Origin of the sequence: Nostoc sp. UHCC 0251 (genome assembly GCF_034932245.1) — a bacterium.
Lineage (GTDB): Bacteria > Cyanobacteriota > Cyanobacteriia > Cyanobacteriales > Nostocaceae > Nostoc.
The window spans coordinates 1-18,044 of the sequence record NZ_JAYGHD010000326.1 but is presented as its reverse complement, the minus strand read 5'-3'; the positions used below and the strand labels follow the sequence as shown (position 1 = coordinate 18,044).

15 protein-coding genes are annotated in these 18,044 nt (G+C 39.8%); 7 read left to right on the top strand and 8 right to left on the bottom strand.

The genetic code is table 11. The features are described 5' to 3' along the window. Positions 1-242: 242 nt before the first annotated feature. Positions 243-860: a hypothetical protein gene (locus VB740_RS26915; protein ID WP_323202918.1), complete on the top strand. Its 618-nt coding sequence runs from the start codon at positions 243-245 to the stop codon at positions 858-860. Positions 861-1,267: 407 nt separating this feature from the next. Here VB740_RS26915 and VB740_RS26910 read toward each other — a convergent pair whose 3' ends face one another. The 5 genes from VB740_RS26910 to VB740_RS26890 all read right to left on the bottom strand — a co-directional run bounded on the left by VB740_RS26910 (position 1,268) and on the right by VB740_RS26890 (position 7,725). After that, entirely contained in the window at positions 1,268-2,071 is an 804-nt protein-coding gene (locus VB740_RS26910) for a peroxiredoxin-like family protein (protein WP_323202917.1), read from the bottom strand. Between the two features lie 102 nt (positions 2,072-2,173). Then, complete coding sequence (gene cbiE / locus VB740_RS26905; RefSeq protein WP_323202916.1) at positions 2,174-3,400, bottom strand: precorrin-6y C5,15-methyltransferase (decarboxylating) subunit CbiE; 1,227 nt, start codon at positions 3,398-3,400, stop codon at positions 2,174-2,176. 466 nt (positions 3,401-3,866) lie between these two features. Beyond that, the gene (locus tag VB740_RS26900) at positions 3,867-5,075 is read right to left on the bottom strand and encodes a 4-hydroxy-3-methylbut-2-enyl diphosphate reductase (RefSeq protein ID WP_323202915.1); all 1,209 of its coding nucleotides are present in this window, start codon (positions 5,073-5,075) and stop codon (positions 3,867-3,869) included. Positions 5,076-5,191: 116 nt separating this feature from the next. Then, positions 5,192-6,058 (bottom strand): SGNH/GDSL hydrolase family protein, encoded by an 867-nt coding sequence (locus tag VB740_RS26895; protein WP_323202914.1) that lies wholly within the window; start codon positions 6,056-6,058, stop codon positions 5,192-5,194. A gap of 239 nt (positions 6,059-6,297) precedes the next feature. After that, positions 6,298-7,725 carry an ammonium transporter gene (locus tag VB740_RS26890; protein ID WP_416290707.1) on the bottom strand — a complete coding sequence of 476 codons (1,428 nt, stop codon included), beginning with the start codon at positions 7,723-7,725 and terminating at the stop codon, positions 6,298-6,300. Between the two features lie 499 nt (positions 7,726-8,224). Between VB740_RS26890 and VB740_RS26885 the strand changes: the two genes are divergently transcribed. Further along, positions 8,225-8,482: a hypothetical protein gene (locus VB740_RS26885; RefSeq protein WP_323202912.1), complete on the top strand. Its 258-nt coding sequence runs from the start codon at positions 8,225-8,227 to the stop codon at positions 8,480-8,482. A 233-nt stretch (positions 8,483-8,715) separates the two neighbouring features. Next, entirely contained in the window at positions 8,716-9,573 is an 858-nt protein-coding gene (locus tag VB740_RS26880; protein ID WP_323202911.1) for a phosphate/phosphite/phosphonate ABC transporter substrate-binding protein, read from the top strand. A gap of 93 nt (positions 9,574-9,666) precedes the next feature. Here the strand turns inward: VB740_RS26880 and VB740_RS26875 are convergent, their stop codons facing one another. Next, positions 9,667-9,807, bottom strand: a complete 141-nt coding sequence (locus VB740_RS26875) for a hypothetical protein (RefSeq protein ID WP_323202910.1) — start codon at positions 9,805-9,807, stop codon at positions 9,667-9,669. A gap of 419 nt (positions 9,808-10,226) precedes the next feature. On the opposite strand from VB740_RS26875, the gene VB740_RS26870 reads away from it, so the two are divergent. After that, complete coding sequence (locus tag VB740_RS26870) at positions 10,227-11,951, top strand: CHAT domain-containing protein (RefSeq protein ID WP_323202909.1); 1,725 nt, start codon at positions 10,227-10,229, stop codon at positions 11,949-11,951. Positions 11,952-12,109: 158 nt separating this feature from the next. Continuing rightward, positions 12,110-13,039, top strand: a complete 930-nt coding sequence (locus VB740_RS26865) for a c-type heme family protein (protein WP_323202908.1) — start codon at positions 12,110-12,112, stop codon at positions 13,037-13,039. 432 nt (positions 13,040-13,471) lie between these two features. On the opposite strand, the gene VB740_RS26860 is transcribed toward VB740_RS26865, so the two are convergent. Next, positions 13,472-14,410, bottom strand: coding sequence for a hypothetical protein (locus VB740_RS26860; RefSeq protein ID WP_323202907.1), 939 nt, complete (start codon positions 14,408-14,410; stop codon positions 13,472-13,474). A 783-nt stretch (positions 14,411-15,193) separates the two neighbouring features. Between VB740_RS26860 and VB740_RS26855 the strand changes: the two genes are divergently transcribed. Both VB740_RS26855 and VB740_RS26850 read left to right on the top strand, forming a co-directional pair. After that, positions 15,194-16,621 carry a hypothetical protein gene (locus VB740_RS26855; protein WP_323202906.1) on the top strand — a complete coding sequence of 476 codons (1,428 nt, stop codon included), beginning with the start codon at positions 15,194-15,196 and terminating at the stop codon, positions 16,619-16,621. Positions 16,622-16,646: 25 nt separating this feature from the next. Continuing rightward, the gene (locus tag VB740_RS26850) at positions 16,647-17,690 is read left to right on the top strand and encodes a DUF1822 family protein (protein WP_323202905.1); all 1,044 of its coding nucleotides are present in this window, start codon (positions 16,647-16,649) and stop codon (positions 17,688-17,690) included. A gap of 160 nt (positions 17,691-17,850) precedes the next feature. Here the strand turns inward: VB740_RS26850 and VB740_RS26845 are convergent, their stop codons facing one another. Next, positions 17,851-17,982, bottom strand: coding sequence for a pentapeptide repeat-containing protein (locus VB740_RS26845; protein WP_323202904.1), 132 nt, complete (start codon positions 17,980-17,982; stop codon positions 17,851-17,853). Between the last annotated feature and the right edge of the window lie 62 nt (positions 17,983-18,044).

Genomic DNA, 18,044 nt, shown 5'->3' with positions numbered 1-18,044 from the left:
GTCAAATAAACGATGTATGCATTAAGCAAACTGTTTGGATGTGTTCGCGCTAAAAGCGATCTGCCTCCTGCCTCAAAACTACTGACTTTGTACCTCATGCAGAAGAATACTGCTGTACTACCGAATCCTAATGGGGAAGGTCAACCCGCCAATAATTCATACAGTTAGGCTCTTTTAATGTCAGAGTTTATAAATTGCGAATCTAATGTACAGTCTTTCGTAAGTGATATTGAGGAAAAAACGTGGAATTTCAGAAGTTATTGTATATTTTTACTTTAGTAAATATTGCTACGTTCACTCTGGGTATACCTGTATTTGCTCAAATCACACAGACTCCCTCCAATTCTTCACAGTCGAGTTGTCGTGCAACTAAAGTAGATACTCCCATTTTCAAAGAACCTTCAACATCATCCAACGCTATCAGAATATTGCCCGCAAAAACAAAGATTTCTTTAGGATATATACCAACTAGTGGAGATAGATTTGTCAGAATTAAATCTCCGGTTTCAGGGTTTATTCAAACTGCTGTACTGAAATTTTGTCAGACGAATAACAACGCTCAAAACCTGTGGAGTAAACCTACTATTGGCAGTGCATGTCGGCAAATTGTACAAACTGAAACTCTACGCCGCCAACCAAGTACAAAAGGAGCTTATATTACAACACTTTATCCAAACACAATCGTTTTTGTGAACTTGGTTAAAGGTAATGTAGTTAATTCATACAAATCTGAAAATTATATTTGGGTAGAAATCGACCTTTCTAGAAGTTTCCCTGGAGAGTTATCCGGTAATGGTTGGATAGCCAATACTGACTTAGTAAATACTCCTGGATTAAGCAGTCTGGGTTATTGTAGCTAGTAGCTTATTTCGATCAATATCTCCACCCGGTATGAGTTTCTCTATGCGTTTTCTTCGCGCTTTCGAGCGCGCAGCAATAGCCTTAATCGACCATTTTTTAGATTCTGGCACGGACGCGGCGGAACAAGTATCTTCTCTACGAGACGCGCAAGGGACATAAAGGGCTTTGGGTTCAACATCACAATCCTTTATTTTAAGTAATCCATATCAGATTAACTTTTTTTTCTTTGCCTGTAACACTTACTAAAGAACTTACCAGTAAATAAATTCAATTTTCAAACAAGTATTTTATCTGCTGTGAAAAACTTAGCTAATTGGCTAAAGATGAATGAAGCTGGTAAATAAACTAATTCCTTCGACTGCTGTAATTGCTATCCCTATTATGTTAGATATTATTGAAACAGCAATTATGACTTATGAATTGAGGTAAAACTATCTATTTCGATAAATGATAAAAATGATAGGGGCTGACTCATATTAGCAGCAAAGCCCAAAATACCTGCATCTCGATGTTCATAAAGTAACTGCCCTTTGGAATCAAACAGAAAAGTTCCACCACGCTGAGTTAAGTAGGCAGAATTAGGTACATAAGTTCGCCAATTGCTCAGAACTTCCACCATATTCCGTAGCCTGAGAGTAGCTAATTCAAAAGGACGTTGAAACCCACTTCCACCAGCTAATTGGAAAAACGAGCCTTGGAAAGCAGGTAGAGGAGTACCTTGAATAATTTCATCATCTTCAATAAGTTGAGGGGCTTGACGATCTCCTCTGTATCCCCGAAAAACTTCTTTTAGCGTTCCAGGACTTCCAAACCCTGCACACATTAACACTAGATTTAGCCAAGCTTTCTGAGCAGGGGAAAGCCCAGCCAGAGAAAGATTCAGACCTGAATAAAGATTGAGTTGGTGATGTAGTTCTCCATTAGGTTCAACAAATAAATTTTCAGGTGGAAATCCTGTATACTCACAGAATCTTGTTCCAGAGGCGCGGTCACCAATTCCCACTGCACGAATAGTGAGTTTTTCATTTGGCAACTTTTTAGCTGAACGCTGTAACCACCACGCATATTCCAGACTATCAAAATCCCCAAGTTGTGGCCAGACTAAAATAAGGATATGTGAGGCAGTCTCACAATTTTCTAATAGGGGTCGGTTTATGCCATCACTAACACGCTGAAGTTCGGTCTGATTAAAGATAGCGTAGGGATTCATTACAAGGTATTAACTGCTATTTAGCTATTCAATTTTAGTCTAATTGATTTACAAACATCTGCTAAATTGTATTGTTGTGGAAGTGATTAAAATTAAAAAGAATTAACCATTCAATTTGCCAGACTTGACAACTACCCATTGCGTTATCGGTGCCATTGCTCGCCAGCCCAAAAATTTACCAATAGGTTCCGTCCGTTGAATGGCGATACGAGTTAAATCGCCACCAACTTGTTCATGCCATTGAAATAAAGTTTGCTCACCCTCTAGCGTCACCACATTTGCCACCAAACGCCCACCTCGCCGCAGTGCTTCCCAACAAACATCAAAAAGTCCCGTTGCTGTTACTCCACCACCAATAAAGATAGCATCTGGTGCTGGCAAGTCTTTCAGGGCATGGGGCGCTTTACCTTCAATAATTTGGAGATTTGGAGTACCGAGAGTGGCGGCATTATCGGCAATGTAAAGTAGTCTAGATGAGTTTTGCTCGATCGCGATCGCTCGACACCGAGCATTACTCCGCATCCATTCGATAGAAATTGAGCCGCAACCCGCGCCAACATCCCACAATAATTCTCCCGGTGTGGGAGCCAAAGCTGCCAAGGTGATTGCCCTAACCTCACGCTTCGTTAACTGTCCATCGTGATGGTAAGCGTTATCTGGTAGTCCTGGTAATCTTGGTAATGGGATAACCCCAGGATCAGCAATACAATCAACTGCGATCGCATTCAAAGCAGCAACTTCAACTTCACTCCAAGATGCAGCCGTCCCTTCCACAATTCTCTCATGAATCCCGCCCATACGCTCCAATACAGTGATTTTACTGCCACCGTAGCCGCGATTTGTCAAAATTTGAGCAACAATGGCGGGTGTTTCCTTCCCTTCACTCAAAATCAATAGTCGCGCTTTTGGGTAAATATAAGACTGAAGTAGAGATGAGGGACGACCATTCAAACTCAAGGTTTCCACCTCAGTTAAAGACCATCCCACCCTGGCACAGGCGAGGCTGAAGGCTGAAGGTGCGGGGATAATCGTCATTTCAGAGACGGAAATTCGCCGCATCAAGGTGACACCAATGCCATAACACATAGGATCACCACTTGCAAGTACGCAAATTGACTGGCCCCGACGTTGGATGATTTCGTCTACAGAGGCGCTAATGGGGGATGTCCAGACTAGTTTCTCACGTTGATCATCTGTAGGGAGCATTGCTAAATGGCGATCGCCTCCTACAATTACTTTAGCTTGATTGATTAGGGAAAGAGCGATCGCGCTTAACCCCTGTAATCCATCTTCCCCAATGCCGACGATAGAAAGCCATTTCTCTGCCATGCTAATTCATAGTCCTAAAAACCTAGCTTGATAAGCATTTCCTCGTTCCCAGTCTCCGACTGGGAATGCATTCCTTGAGTCTCTGACTCAATATCTGACTAGAGGGAGAGCCTCTAATTAGGCATTCCTATGCAGAGCATAGGAACGAGATAAAAGATTGATCTTTTTTCGACTTGTGTGTACACCGTAGCTTTTTAAGGGGGAGGGAAACAGAATCAAAGTCTTCCTTTTTAAGGGGAATTTAGGGGAATCTAAAATTTTTGATACCGACAAGAGGACTTTTCAAATATCTTCTTATGCTGCACTTTCAAATAAAATTGCTGTTTCAACCTTTATCAATTTTAAAAAATAGTGAACATTCAATAGTTACTAGTCTTATCTAGTACAATTTTAAGCTAGTTTTGAGAGTTCGTAGTAAGGACTTAAGTCCTTACTACGAACTTGATTACTTGATAATTGATCACCGTTAAACCAGCGCTGCTGTTGCTTTCAAAGCAAAAATTTTCTCAATTACATCTTCTACTACCTTATCTGGTGTAGAAGCACCAGAAGTAATTCCCACGACAATTTCACCATCTGGCAACCAGTTTTCTGTAGTTATTAACTGCCCATTTAATTGTCGATGTTCAATGGAATCTCTTGACTTAATCCGTTCAACAGTATCAATATGATAAGAAGGAATTCCTCGCTCAAAAGCAATTTGTTGTAATTGAGTAGTATTTGATGAATTAAACCCACCAATTACTACCATCAAATCTAAGTTATGTTCCACTAATTCCAACATAGCATCTTGGCGTTCTTGGGTGGCGTCACAAATGGTATTGAAACTTTGGAAATGCTGATTTAACTCGGTGGGGCCATACTTCTGCAACATAGTCCGCTCAAAAAGCTTGCCGATTTGCTCAGTTTCGCCTTTCAGCATCGTAGTTTGGTTTGCAATGCCAACTCTTTCTAAATCTTGATCGGGATCAAATCCTGCTGAACAAGCTTTAGCAAATTTTGTCAGAAATTCTTCACGGTTCCCACCATTAATAATATAGTCAGCAACATATTCTGCTTCTCGCAAATTCAAAACAATTAAATACTTCCCAGCAAAGGAACTAGTAGCAACTGTTTCTTCGTGCTTATATTTACCGTGAATTATTGATGTATAATCGATTTTTTTGTGCTTTTCTACTGTATTCCAAACTTTAGATACCCAAGGACAAGTTGTATCAACAATTTTGCAGCCTTTATCGTGAAGGATCTGCATTTCTTGAACGCTAGCCCCAAAGGCAGGTAATATCACTACATCACCAGTTCCCACAACAGAAAAGTCTTTATTTTTTCCTTCAATGGGGATGAATTCTACTTCCATCTCCTGCATTCGCTGATTGACAGAAGGGTTGTGGATAATCTCGTTAGTAATCCAGATGTGTTCTGTAGGGAAGTGCTGGCGGGTTTCGTAGGCCATGGCCACAGCCCGTTCTACACCCCAGCAAAAGCCAAAGGCTTGTGCGAGTCGGATTGTCACATCATCTCGTTGTAGAGTGTAATTGCGATCGCGAATTTCCTGAATTAAGTTACTCTGATACTCAGATTGCAACTGGGTGGCAACTTCTGCTTGATGACCAAAGCCCTTGCGATTGTAATTTTCGGAATGTTGCAGGCTGCGCTTAAAAGCTTTTGTATCCATTAGATTTGTCTACTGAAACCACTATTTCTTATTTTCTCGCGCCAAGACACGATTTATACGCCGTTGTATTCAAAGATATTATCAGAGAGGGGCAAAGGGAAAAGGATTTAATGCCTTTACCCTTTACCCTTTAACCTTTTCCCCTCTTTTTCTTGCTGGGATTTTAATTCTATCTCGCTATAAATCTGCAATGCAGAACGCCAAACTATATAGCCTTCAGAGCTTAAGTGTAAGCCATCAGTAGTAAATTCACGACGGAGATTTCCTTGCTTGTTGGTAAACAGGGGATATAAATCAAGATATTTGGCACCTTTTTTGAGACAAATACTTTGCAGTTGCTGATTCAACTCACGAATGCGACTATTGGCAACAGCTAACAGTTTCTCTCGTCCTTTCCAGGTTGCTTCCTCTGCCCCATGTGGCAAAATCGATTGGACAACAATTTGTGCTGTGGGATGCTTCTTTCGCAGATAACTGATAATTTGCCGTTGATTATCCAAAATTACCCTGTTACTCATCCCCCGAATTAGGTCATTGATGCCAATCATCACAAAAATCACCTCTGGCTGGGTGCGGTCAAATATTTTCAATCTTTTCAAAAGTCCGTTGCTGGTTTCGCCAGAAATTCCTTGATTGAGCCAATTTTTACCTTCGGGTAATAACTCAGGGGGAAACCACAAACTCAGAGAATCTCCCGCCAGAATGGTTAAATGCTGAGGACGTTGGTCAGCAGCTACCTTGGCTTCTTGCTTGAGGATGTCTACCCACTGCTGGTAAGTGAGTTGGTGACGACGACCTAAATCAGGTGTAGCAATTTGAGGTGAGTTGTTCAGGCTGATTTGTTCCGGGGATGTTATTAGCCCAAAAAAAGCGGAAAATCTCTGCTGTTGCCAAATTAGCAGAATGACCGCCAACATTAGGATGCCGTTGGTTAACAGCGAGAAAAATGCCCAGATAGGAAAGGTTTTTGCAGATGTAGACACGACTAGCGAAATTTACCAATTATTTGAATCAAATTTTAACGCTAGCGATCGCAAATTACACAATCTTAAATTGGGGAGTGGGGAGTGGGGAGTGGGGAGTGGGGGGAGCAGGGGAGGCAGGGGAGGCAGGGGAAGTAGGGGAGAGAATAAAAAATTATTTCTTTCCTCTCTGCTTACTGCTAAGTGCCTCTTCCCTATTCCCTACTCCCTACTCCCTACTCCCTATTCCCTACTCCCTACTAAGTAGGACGATCGCCAAACTCGGAATTGTAACCTTCTTCACCGTGTTCGTTGATATCCAAACCTTGCACTTCAGCTTCTTCTTTGACTCGCAGCCCGACTGTAGCATCGATAATCTTGAGAATAATCCACGTACCAACACCTGCGATCGCATAGGCAATGGCAATTGCTGCTAGTTCAATTCCCAATTCACCAAAATTACCACGCAGCAATCCGTTTTTACCTGCTCCGTTGACTTGAGTCGTGGCAAAGATGGCCGTTAAAATGGCCCCCACCGTACCACCAACGCCATGTACAGGATAGGTATCTAAAGCATCATCAATTTGTAGCTTGTGCTTGAAACTGACTGCATAAAAGCAAACAAAGGCGGTAATGAAACCAATTAAAATCGCTGATAGCGGTGTAACAAATCCGGCGGCGGGAGTGATGCCCACCAGACCAGCAACGGCTCCTGTAGCTGCTCCCACGGCAGTTGGTTTACCTCGTAAAACTCCTTCCAAAATGAGCCACATTAATGTACCCGCCGCCGCCGCCGTATTGGTGGCGACAAAAGCTGATGTTGCCACATTTGTGACTAAGTTGCCAGAAGTTCCACTCGCAACAGATAAGGCACTGCCAGCGTTGAAGCCGAACCAACCAAACCACAGTAACCCAGCACCCAGCAAAATAAGCGGAACGTTGTGCGGCGGACTCAGGCGATCTGGATGAGTTTTCCGAGGCCCAAGGACGATCGCAGCTACAAGGGCTGAAACGCCAGAACTAATGTGAACTACTGTGCCACCGGCAAAGTCGAGGGCACCCAATCCACCAGCCAAACCCAAGAATCCACCTTTAGCCCATACCATGTGTGCTAGGGGAGCGTAAATAAAGGTTGACCACAATAGCACAAACAAACAATAAGCGCGGAAACTCATCCGCTCTGCGATCGCTCCAGAAATTAAGGCTGGGGTGATAATAGCAAACATGGCTTGGTAGATCATGAATGCTTGGTGGGGAATGGTTCCGGCGTAGGAGACGACATCAGCATATTTGGGGTCTGCTGCTTTGAGCGCATCTTCGTATGGCAAATGCGGCAAGTACCCTTGAGTTTCTAAACCGACACCATTCAGCCCCAACCATTGCAATCCCCCGATGAATGGTAAACCTGGTGCAAAGGAAAGACTATAGCCCCACAGAATCCAGCTAACTCCTACGATCGCCATCAACACAAAACTCATCATCAATGTGTTTAGGATATTGCGCGATCGCACAAATCCACCATAGAAGAACGCTAATCCAGGTGTCATTAACAGTACGAGTGCTGCTGACATCAGCATAAATGCCGTATCTCCAGTATCAGGAGCAGGTGGAGCAGCAGATAGTGTTTGGGCAAAAGCATTGCCCATCAGCGGCACTCCTAAAAACAGTAGGGTGATAGCCCCAATCATCACAACTTTCTTCAACACTTCTTTATTCTTCCTAAGCACCAATGATTTGTATCCTTAACTAAATTTGATTACTTTTAGTTACATCTTTTTGTTTTGAAAGTTACTTAAGTTTAGTTTTTTGAAAATGTTAACTAAAATATTATCCTGTTTGTAATTGCCAAGATTGAAATAAGCGTGTACACGTGCAATCCGCAGCAGAACGGCTTACTTTCGCGTAACCACCATCAGACTAGTACCGCAAGGCGGAATTCAAAATTAAAAATACCCTATGGTAACGCCAAGAGCGTACAAAATTCAAACAGATATACCAACCATGTAAGTGTTTTATAGACATAAGACTTCTCTTCGATCTGCTTCTCTAAGGTAATTTAGTTCAAAACAGACTGATAGCCAATACTTTTCGGTTAAGGGGGAAAGGGTTTCATATTTACCTTTACCCGCAAACCCATTAACCTTTCCCCAGAACAAAAGAGAGATTGTTGGATTTATCCGAAAAGTATTGGATAAACTCTCTCAAACCAACAACTCAAACTCTGAGAGAGATGGACAGCAACAGAAAGATAATTCAAGGTTGACTATAGGCTTGTTAAAAGATGGTCAAATGAGAGAATATAATCTGCTCAATGAAGCCATGAAGCAATTAAAAGAAAAACCGCCAACTAGTACTGATACCAGTAGCCTTACGGCAATTATTATTGAACCAGATCGATCAAAAAACTCTCAATGCTCTTTTGAAAAATTGCTAAGTGAAGGTTAAGAATTTCAGGAGCGCAATGGAATCCCAAAAATGTGTCACATCTTAAACATTGATGCACGTATCTTAATGACATCCTTTCAGTTTAGTATTTCTCTTCTTATTTCACTACTTGTATGGTGACTAACTATACACAATTTTTGTCTTCAACAAATTTACGCAACACAATCTAGTAACTTAAGGTAGTAAAAATGGGGTATAAAACATCATATGTATCATAGTTGGTTCTCATTTCAATGTCTTTACGTCTCTCACGCCGCCTGTTCCTTCTTCAATCCATACTTTTAACAGTTAGTGCGTGTAAATCAGCACAAAAAACCAGTGACCATTTGCTAATTGGTGTGATTAATTATGACCAAGAAGAAAAAAGCACCAAACGCTATCAAAGATTTAATCGCTACTTAAGTTCAGTATTGAGAGCACACGTTGAAATAGAGCCAACTTTTAATGAACGCAAAGCCCTAGAGCGCATTCAAAGCCAAGCTTGGTCTTTGGTCTTTGCACCTCCGGGAGTAGCAGCGATCGCCATCACCAATTTTCAGTACCTTCCTCTTTTTCCAATCCAGGAAGATATGACTAATCACCGCTCTATCCTGGTTGTTCGCAACAATAGCCCAATTTCCGAATTGAGGCAGCTAGAGGGAAAAGCTATTGCCTTGGGTCAAGTTGGATCGGCTACAGGGTACTATTTCCCAATCTATAATCTTTACGGTTTAACCCTTGCTGAAGTCTTACTTGCACCAACCCCTAAAACCATTCTGGAATGGGTTGCTCAAGAAAAGGTGATTGCAGGGGCACTCTCTACAAAGGAATTCAATCTTTACAGTCCACAATTTAGCCCGACAGAGTTTCGTATAATCTATACAGACTCTCACCTTGCTCCTCCCAGTACTATTTTACTCGCACCGAAAGTAAATCGGACTTACCAGAGTCGAATCATCCAAGTTATGAAAGATGCACCTCCTGATTTGGTTCAGGAAGCAGGCTATATTCCAAATGCCGCAGTACCGAGTTATGAATACATGATTTCAGTGATGGAGCGAGTCAGGGCGATCGCCACTCAGTTAGACAATAAACCTGTTCAGTTATTTTAGGCGTTGCATAAACGTTTTTAGTATGGTTCGATACTTCACATTTATTGCTTGCTTGTAAATGCTTAAAGCAAATACCAAAATTTTCTAAAAATCTTAAGGACGATATGCTCCAGCGACAACTGCTAGTGTAGTTCCTCCAGCAGATAAAGCAACACTAATTGGTACATTTTTTATAATAGCAATCCCTGCAATAAGAGTCACACAAGAGAAGCCAGTAATAATGATAGCTTTCATGAAATTATTCTCCTTTTAAAGAAATATGAGCTTATAAGAAAATCGGCATATTATTTATTACCACATGGTCATAGATGATTTCATGAACCATTTCTCCTCTGATTTTCTAAGAATTAATAGAAGTAGGAAAAACTTACTTATGCACTTTTAGAGGCAGAACTAATTCCCGCATTGATCACAAAGAGTACGTTCGCAATCCCAGAAATCCTTATGTAATCGAGGGTTGAGCCTGATACAAAATGAAGTAAAAAAACATACTGTTGAAAACCAGACTCTGCTTCAAGTTCACAAGACAAGGGTGATAACTTCTAAAACACTCTTTGTGGTAAATGTGGGTAAAATGATTTCTTATTAGTAACAAAAATGCTAAGATCAGTTGGTTAAGTTACTCCTATTCTAGGAAATAGGAAAAATCCACGATGAGTACACTGGTCATCCTAAATATAGGAAGTGGTGACTTGTTGAGTGGGTTTCCACAAGTAACTGTTCAGACATGGACAGGAGGGAGGAGCTTGCCGGAACAGTCTGTGGGTAGTCTACCGCCTGCCCCTGTATTGATTGAGCTATATCAGTCTTGGCAGTCAACCTACCGCTGCCTATGTAATTCCCAATCAATCCGTTCTACTGTATTAGCTCCTGAAGAAGATGATATTCTAGAGATTGATGAAGCTGGAATCACCAACGTCTCACAGGCTAACTTGGATCAGGTTAGCCGGGAACTATGTATAGAATTAAATATATGGCTAAGTGCCAAGCATTTTTTAAAGATTGAGCGACATATGCGATCGCAACTTCATCCGACAGAAGACATTCGGATGATTTTGGAAACCAATAATGAATGTCTCCGGCGTTTACCTTGGCATAAATGGGAAATATTTCAAGATTATCCCAAAGCAAATATTGCTCTGAGTCAACCAGAGTACAGACGCCGCCAATTACCACAGTCGAAAGTTAATAGAAATAAAATTAGAATTTTAGCGATTCTCGGCAATAGCATAAATATTGATGTTAAGGCAGAACGTGAGTTTCTCCAAAATTTACCAAATGCCGAAACCACATTTCTAGTCAATCCATCCTGCCACGAATTCAACACACAACTTTGGAGTCAACTCGGCTGGGATATCCTCTTTTTTGCTGGACATAGCCAAACCGAAGAACAAACTGGCAAACTCTACATCAACGAAAACCCCACAAATAACAGCATCACTCTTGAAAAGTTGGAAGAGGCACTTAAGGCTGCCATTGAGCGAGGGTTGATACTGACTATCTTCAATTCCTGTGATGGATTGGGATTAGCTCTGGCACTGGAGAGATTGCATATTCCTGTTGTTGTGGTGATGCGAGAACCAGTGCCTAATCGAGTAGCACAGGAGTTTCTGAGGTATTTTTTAGAAGCATTTGCAATTGAGCAGCTTTCTTTCAATCAAGCGATGCGACAATCTTGCAGGAAGTTGCAAGGATTGGAAGAAGACTTCCCTGGAGCCTCTTGGTTACCCATTAGTTGTCAAAATCCAGCCATAGAACTGCCAACTTGGTTAGAGTTGGACGGAATGCTGCATCAATCCTTGCAGGTGAATTTAGAACAACAATCAACTGATGATCTGATTCTAGTCCCAGGAGTCGCTCAGGAACAGGAACCACCACTACAGCTTGATGCTGAACCTACTGTTACTTTTGAAATAAATAGTCAACCATCTGCAATTCTTACTTTAGAGCAATATTCCTGTGTTGAAGAAATATTGACAGAATTGATTGGGCCAATCGCCTTTACGTTGATCCAAATATTTAAAGCACAGCCACTAACTTTTCGAGACTTAGTGGAGGAGTTGGCGGTTTACCTTTCTCTGCCTCAAATCACAGAATTTGAACAGCAGGTAACACCTCTGTTTCAAAAGCCTTCTGCTCAATCTCAAGTGCAAATAGACACCCCTGTTATTTCTAACGAACAAGAAATTACTGATGTTTTGGTCTGTGAATATGAACAAGCACTTGCTGAGATTATAGGTCCAATCGCAGTTTTCTTAGTTCAAGATGCCCTAGCTTCCTCTCCTCAAATTTCGAGGGTGGAACTCATCGAAATGTTATCAGACGATATTTCCAATCCTCAAAAGGCTGCTGAATTTAGACAGCGCTTTCTGAACTAAACTTAAATAGTTGCCATAAAAACACCTCAATAACCCAATAAAAACTAGGGTCTGAGCTTGTGAAAATAAATGGAAAATTAATTACCAAATAAAGTGCAATAATTAATCAAATCTGGGTAAAGCAAGAAGTATTTGAAAAAATCAAATTTTAGATAAATATGTTTTTAAAAAATTATTTCCAAGATGCTAAAATTAGCACTAAATTTAATTTATTTGTAATTCTCATTTTCATCATTGGGATTTTATTGAGTGGTTCAACATTTTGGAGGGCGCTTGAGCAAAGGGCAGAAGCTGAAGTTAGTTCTAAAGCTTTAGTCCTCATGGAAACCATCAATGCAGTTAGAAACTATACTCAAGATCGAGTTAATCCCCTTCTAAAAGGCAGGCTAGAAACTGAGTCTAAATTCACTCCAGAGGCAATTCCAACCTTTGCAGCGAGAGAAATCTTTGAGTATTTTCGTAAAAATCCAGATTATGCAAGTTACATCTTTAAAGATGCTGCACCTAATCCGACGAACTTACGAGATCAAGCAGATGAGTTTGAAACTAAGCTTGTAAAAGAGTTCCAGAAGCAACTATCTCCGCAAGAAAATGGATGGCGCGACTTTTCTGAAGGAAAGGTATTTTACATAGCACAACCATTTACTGTGACAAAACAAAGTTGCCTGGAATGTCACTCAACTCCAAATATTGCTCCTAAGAGCTTGTTGACAACCTACGGTACTAGCCACGGCTTTGGATGGAAGCTCAACGAGATTGTTGCAGCTCAGATTGTCTACGTCCCAGCCGAGGAAATTTTTACAAGCGTTCGTCATTCATTTATGATTACTCTGGGAATTTTAATTGGTACTTTTTTGGTTATTGTTTTCTTAATCAATGTTCTGCTGAAGCGCACTGTAGTCCAGCGAATTCAGAAAATCGCTAAAACAGCACAGGCTGTCAGCCGTGGAGATATGAAAGCTGATTTTGGAGAAGATTCTAAAGATGAAATTGGTATTCTGGTAATTGCTTTCAATCGGATGAAATCCAGTGTAGAAGTGGCGATGAAACTATTGAAGCAAAGGAAAAAAGATGAAGATTTCACTTAAACGTTTCTGGTTAAGTTTTGTTGCATGGTTGTCTATTTTTGACCCACATACTTACCTGTAAATTCTCGCCAAACAACAGCTTTCAGCAACCTCTACGGTTAAGCAAATTGCATCCTTGTGGGATGCAATTTGCTTAAATTTTTGTAAGATTTAGTAATGCGCCATGCGATCGCAGTAAACGTTCACGTCTGCAAAGTAGTATAAAAAAGCACGTTTCTGATTTATGAAAGTTTTTAGCGAACGGATATACTGGGCGATCACAGACATAAACTTTTTATAAAATTATGGCTATAGCAAATGAATACACAAGTTACAAAATGAGACTACAGAAACTCAAAAATGGATATCAATTCAGGCATTGATACCCATCTTAAGTGCGATTAATAATAGTTATTGCATCTGCAATCTAGAAGATTGATTGCAATTGCTCAATTATTTATTAATACTTACTGAAACGGAAAAAGCACCAATGTTGTCATTATACCAGACATTCCAGTTATTAGTTTTTGTAATATTCTCCCAATGTTTTAGTCTATTCTGATATTGCTCATTAGCCTTTTCTTTCTTTGTTCGTTCTGACCAAGAATTGAAATCTTCGCTTTTCAAAGCAGCTTCATACTGAGCTTTACTTAGATAGTACTGAAAGTTTTCTTCGTTCAATGGTCGAGCATATACTTCCTTTTTATCATTCGATAGCCAAATGTCATTTACTGTCAAAACTAACTCACCATCGGTAGGAGTGGTAAATGTCTTACTACTTCCAATAGGTTGTATATTATCTTGCTTGATTTGACTTTTCGAGTCTTTTACTGCTGCTAATAGCATTCCGTATCCATAGTAAGCACCATCCTTATCTGGTAAGAGTTTGTGTTTGTTGCGCTCTTTGAAAAAATCATCTTCCAGTTTGCTTCCTTGTGGATCTACCCAAAGTGATTCTGTTTCTTCATCTGTCTGCGCTGCTGTCACAATCCTCTTCAGAGAAGTATTCACACGTCCGCTAGCTGTAATTGTGACTTTATCATTAGCCTTAACGATAATTCCTGTGCTAACCCAAGGACTATTTTTGTCTGCTCCTACAGGGTTTAATAAGAGAATTCCATCTTGTTTACTACCCCGCTTGAGTGTGATAGTACCAGCTTTTGTAGTAATTTCGATCTCCTCTGGACGTGTGAAATAAAGACTCAGCGATATAATTGTCCCCAAAAAGATAATCAAAATACCTATGATAGTCAATCCATTTTTAGTTTTTAAAAGAAAAGATAGAATATCTAGCCAAGTAGTAAATGTGGATAGATTTTGTGTTGGTGATTCCTGGGCTGAATCACTGTCTTGATTAGGTAGAGTGTTATTAGTCTGAGATTGATTAGTCATTGATTTAATTAAGTACTGTGTTAAATAACAAGGAAAATTCATATTTTCCTGCTAGCTTCGCTCCTAGTTATTGTCTGAAAAATTTGTAAATGTTGGATTAAAAACACTAATTTTCGCTCCAAATTCAAAGTTTGCATTGATTTGAGATGATTGATGTTCTGATTCTAATTGTTTAGACATTTCATCGTTAATCCACTTTGTCAAAGCTTTATAGCTTGTTCGCTTGACTTTTACTCTTTTTGCTAAGCATAAATAAATCTCCTCAAAAATAGTATAAATTTGATGTGGTAATTTTGAGTTGTTGTGAAAAGGATGTTATTTATATTCCTTTCTTTCTATTTTGTAATAGTTTTACTGAAAATAAACTTATGCAGTTTTTATACGAAGTCGCAATCAAAGATAGTATCTGTTACAGCACTTCCGGCTATTATGAAGCACAATTTTACCTATATCCCTTTCCTATCCTAACTTTTCAGACTGTGTGCGTACCTCATAGCAGGCGGAAGTGCTGTATTGCGCTTGTAGGGGGGACAAAAAGGGCTAGGATGCAGATAAAATAAGCCTCATTGCCCTTTTTTTTTGTCCCCCCGTAAGTCTTTTCATGGCATTTTGTCTCCCCGCAAGGATTATTGGTGAATTGAAAAAAAGACAATAATTGGGTTGATAATTTTTATAAATATAAAATTCATATTCCCACAACTGCATTAGTTCAAAATCCTGGAAACTATAAAATATATGCAACTATAAAAAGAAGGTGTATGAATGTGAGGCAGTGTAATATCTATGAGTGTGTCACCACGATACTGGAAAATTTGGCTAATTAATCCCGCTAGCGAAAGGGTGAGCTATAAACAGGTTTTAGCACCTTTGGCAAAAGAGTTTATCCAGAAACAATTAAGCGAAAGTCAAAATAATGACCCACAATCAAGTTTAATTTCATATTTTTACGCAAAACAAACTGCGGTTGACATCAGAAGTCGTGCCGAAGCAGGGCTTTGTCTGAGGTGTTATGTTTCGGAACCCATTCTGAAAGCCTGCCGCAAGCTGGATACTCTTTTTGGTGTTCAAAAGGACTTTAGCTACCAGGATTTACTGACATTTGCTCTTAATGACGATGGGGAAACACTCGTGATCTTGGATAGCGATCGCAAAACTCAACTGATTTTAGATGATAAAGGTAAGGCGAAGACAACGGCTTACCAATTTTTTACTGTAAAAGTTTTGCAGACATTTAATGCAGACTCCCAGTCTAGGATGAGCTTAGACAATTGGGCATACTTGCAAACAAAACAAAATCCCGAAATTAAAAATTTCTTATCAGAATTTGGTTTTAAACATCTTAGTGATTGGGCACTATTGAATAGGGCTAGACCTAAACAAATAGAAGGTTTAGCAGAACGCGATCGCCATCTAGTAGAAGTCTATCATGCAGTCTACCGTCGCGATCGAGTCCAGCATCGGCAGTTAGGAGCAAAAAGATGTCCAGATCCGGATGCTCTTCAATTGCAAGAAATGCTTACCTGTCTACAAGCAAGAAATGTCACTATCAAAACTACAACTGAGTTGCTCAAAGAACTCAAACAGGTAGCAGTGCAACTGAGACAGTACGATATCTGGAGTAACAGAGAACCTTTGGAGATTTCAGATCCGGATACTGGCAATTATACAACCAGAACAGATTTACCCTATGAATCGAGAGATGAATTAGATGTGGAACAACAAGAATTTTTGGACTTTTTACATGAACAACTCAGGATAGCTTTAACTCAGACCATAGAGCAAGAAATTCGCAGTTGTATCAGCAAGTTAGAAAAAAGCAAAAAATATGCTCCTTTTGCAAAACAATTCATTCCTGGATTGCAACTATACTACAACCAAGGTTTATCTTTAAAAGATATTGCACCCCGATTGGGAATGACAAGTTGGGATCAAGCAAGACGAATATTAAATCCAGGTGAACTACTCAATAAAGTACGTGTTTCGTGCGTACAACAACTGTTGGCAAGTATCTTAAAAAAAGCTCAAGAAAAGGGTTTAACCGAAATTCCTCCAAAATCAGACTATTTACAAAGCCTAGCTGAACAAATTGAAGCTTTTGCTGATGCAGAAATTTTTCAAGAGGCAGGAGAAGAAATCAGGGCGGGTAAAAATCGCAAGATGGAGAGTTTATATGCTCAACAACTTTGCCTGACTTTAAATAACATAACTTAGTTTAACGTACATCTGGAGTCAAACAATGCTGACATCCCCAAATAATTCAACTGATTTTAGGCTCTTATTACCAGAAGTGATTTGGTTAGAGCCAGAATATTTCGATCAAGCTAAAAACATTAGTAGTCAAAGTAGTGATGAATCTAGCCAATGGCAAAATTATTTAAATACATTGGCGTTGATTGCCTTAGAAGAATGGCTGAAAGAGAGAATTCCAGAGAAATCTATTAGTAAACAAAGCCAACTGATTGAGAATACCTGTAGTCTCAATGTTGGTGATTTCAAATTTTGTATAATTGCCACCGAAAACCTGCTTCATGAATTAGTTTATTTGCCCAAAAATATTGTAGAAGATCCAGAATTAGCAACTCATTTTTATGTAGTTTTAGAGGTATTAGAAGAGCAGGAAGAAGTTATTGTTAGAGGATGTCTCCGTTACGATCAATTGGTGAATTATCAGAATCAGGTGAGTTTGCAACCCCAGGATAATTATTACAAGTTACCACTATCTTTATTTGATACGGAGCCAAATCACCTGTTGTTCTATTGCCGTTTCTTGGAACCTACAAGTATTCCTCTACCTGTAGCCGAGATGACGACGGCAGCAAAACCACTAGAATACATGCAAAAAAGCACAATTAAATTAAGCCAATGGTTGCAAGATATATTTGATGAAACTTGGCAAACAGTTGATTCACTTATCAACCCAGAAGCAAATTTAGTGTACAGCATCAGAAATGTTGATGAGGGAGCAAAGCGAGCCAAACTTCTTGACTTAGGGATGCAATTAGGCAATCAAAATGTAGCATTATTAGTGAAGATAAAAGAGGAACCTGAGGAAAAATTAGCCATTTTGATACAGCTACATCCCGGTGGTGGAGCAAGATGTCTACCGCCCAATTTAAAACTAATTTTACTGTCAAAAGCCGGAAAAATTCTCCAAGAAGTGCAATCGAGAAACCAAGATAACTACATTCAACTTAAACCCTTTAAAGGAGAACAAGGAAAACGTTTTAAAATTCAGGTGAGTTTGGGGAGTGTCAGTATCACGGAAAACTTTGAACTGTGAAATGAGTGGCACTAATTCTTAAAGCTAATTGAAATATAGGAGTCCGATTTGATTTATGAAAAAATCTAAGTAGCGTGTGTTATGGCGTAGCCTAACGCACCTAAATCGTTAACTGGTGCGTTAGCCTTTGGCGTAACGCACCCTACGTGTATTTCAGAAATCAAATATGAGTCCTATAGGTATCGATCAGATTAGCTTTTCTAAAGTCTGTACTTTTAAGTATGGCTGTGGTGAAGTTAGCATTGTGAAAGCTCTTCTTGCCAAAGCCTGAAAAAGCAACTGCAATGTTCACGAATCAATTTTCGGATTATTTAGTCATCAAAAGAAGACTTTCGCTATTAGCAAGGAACTTTA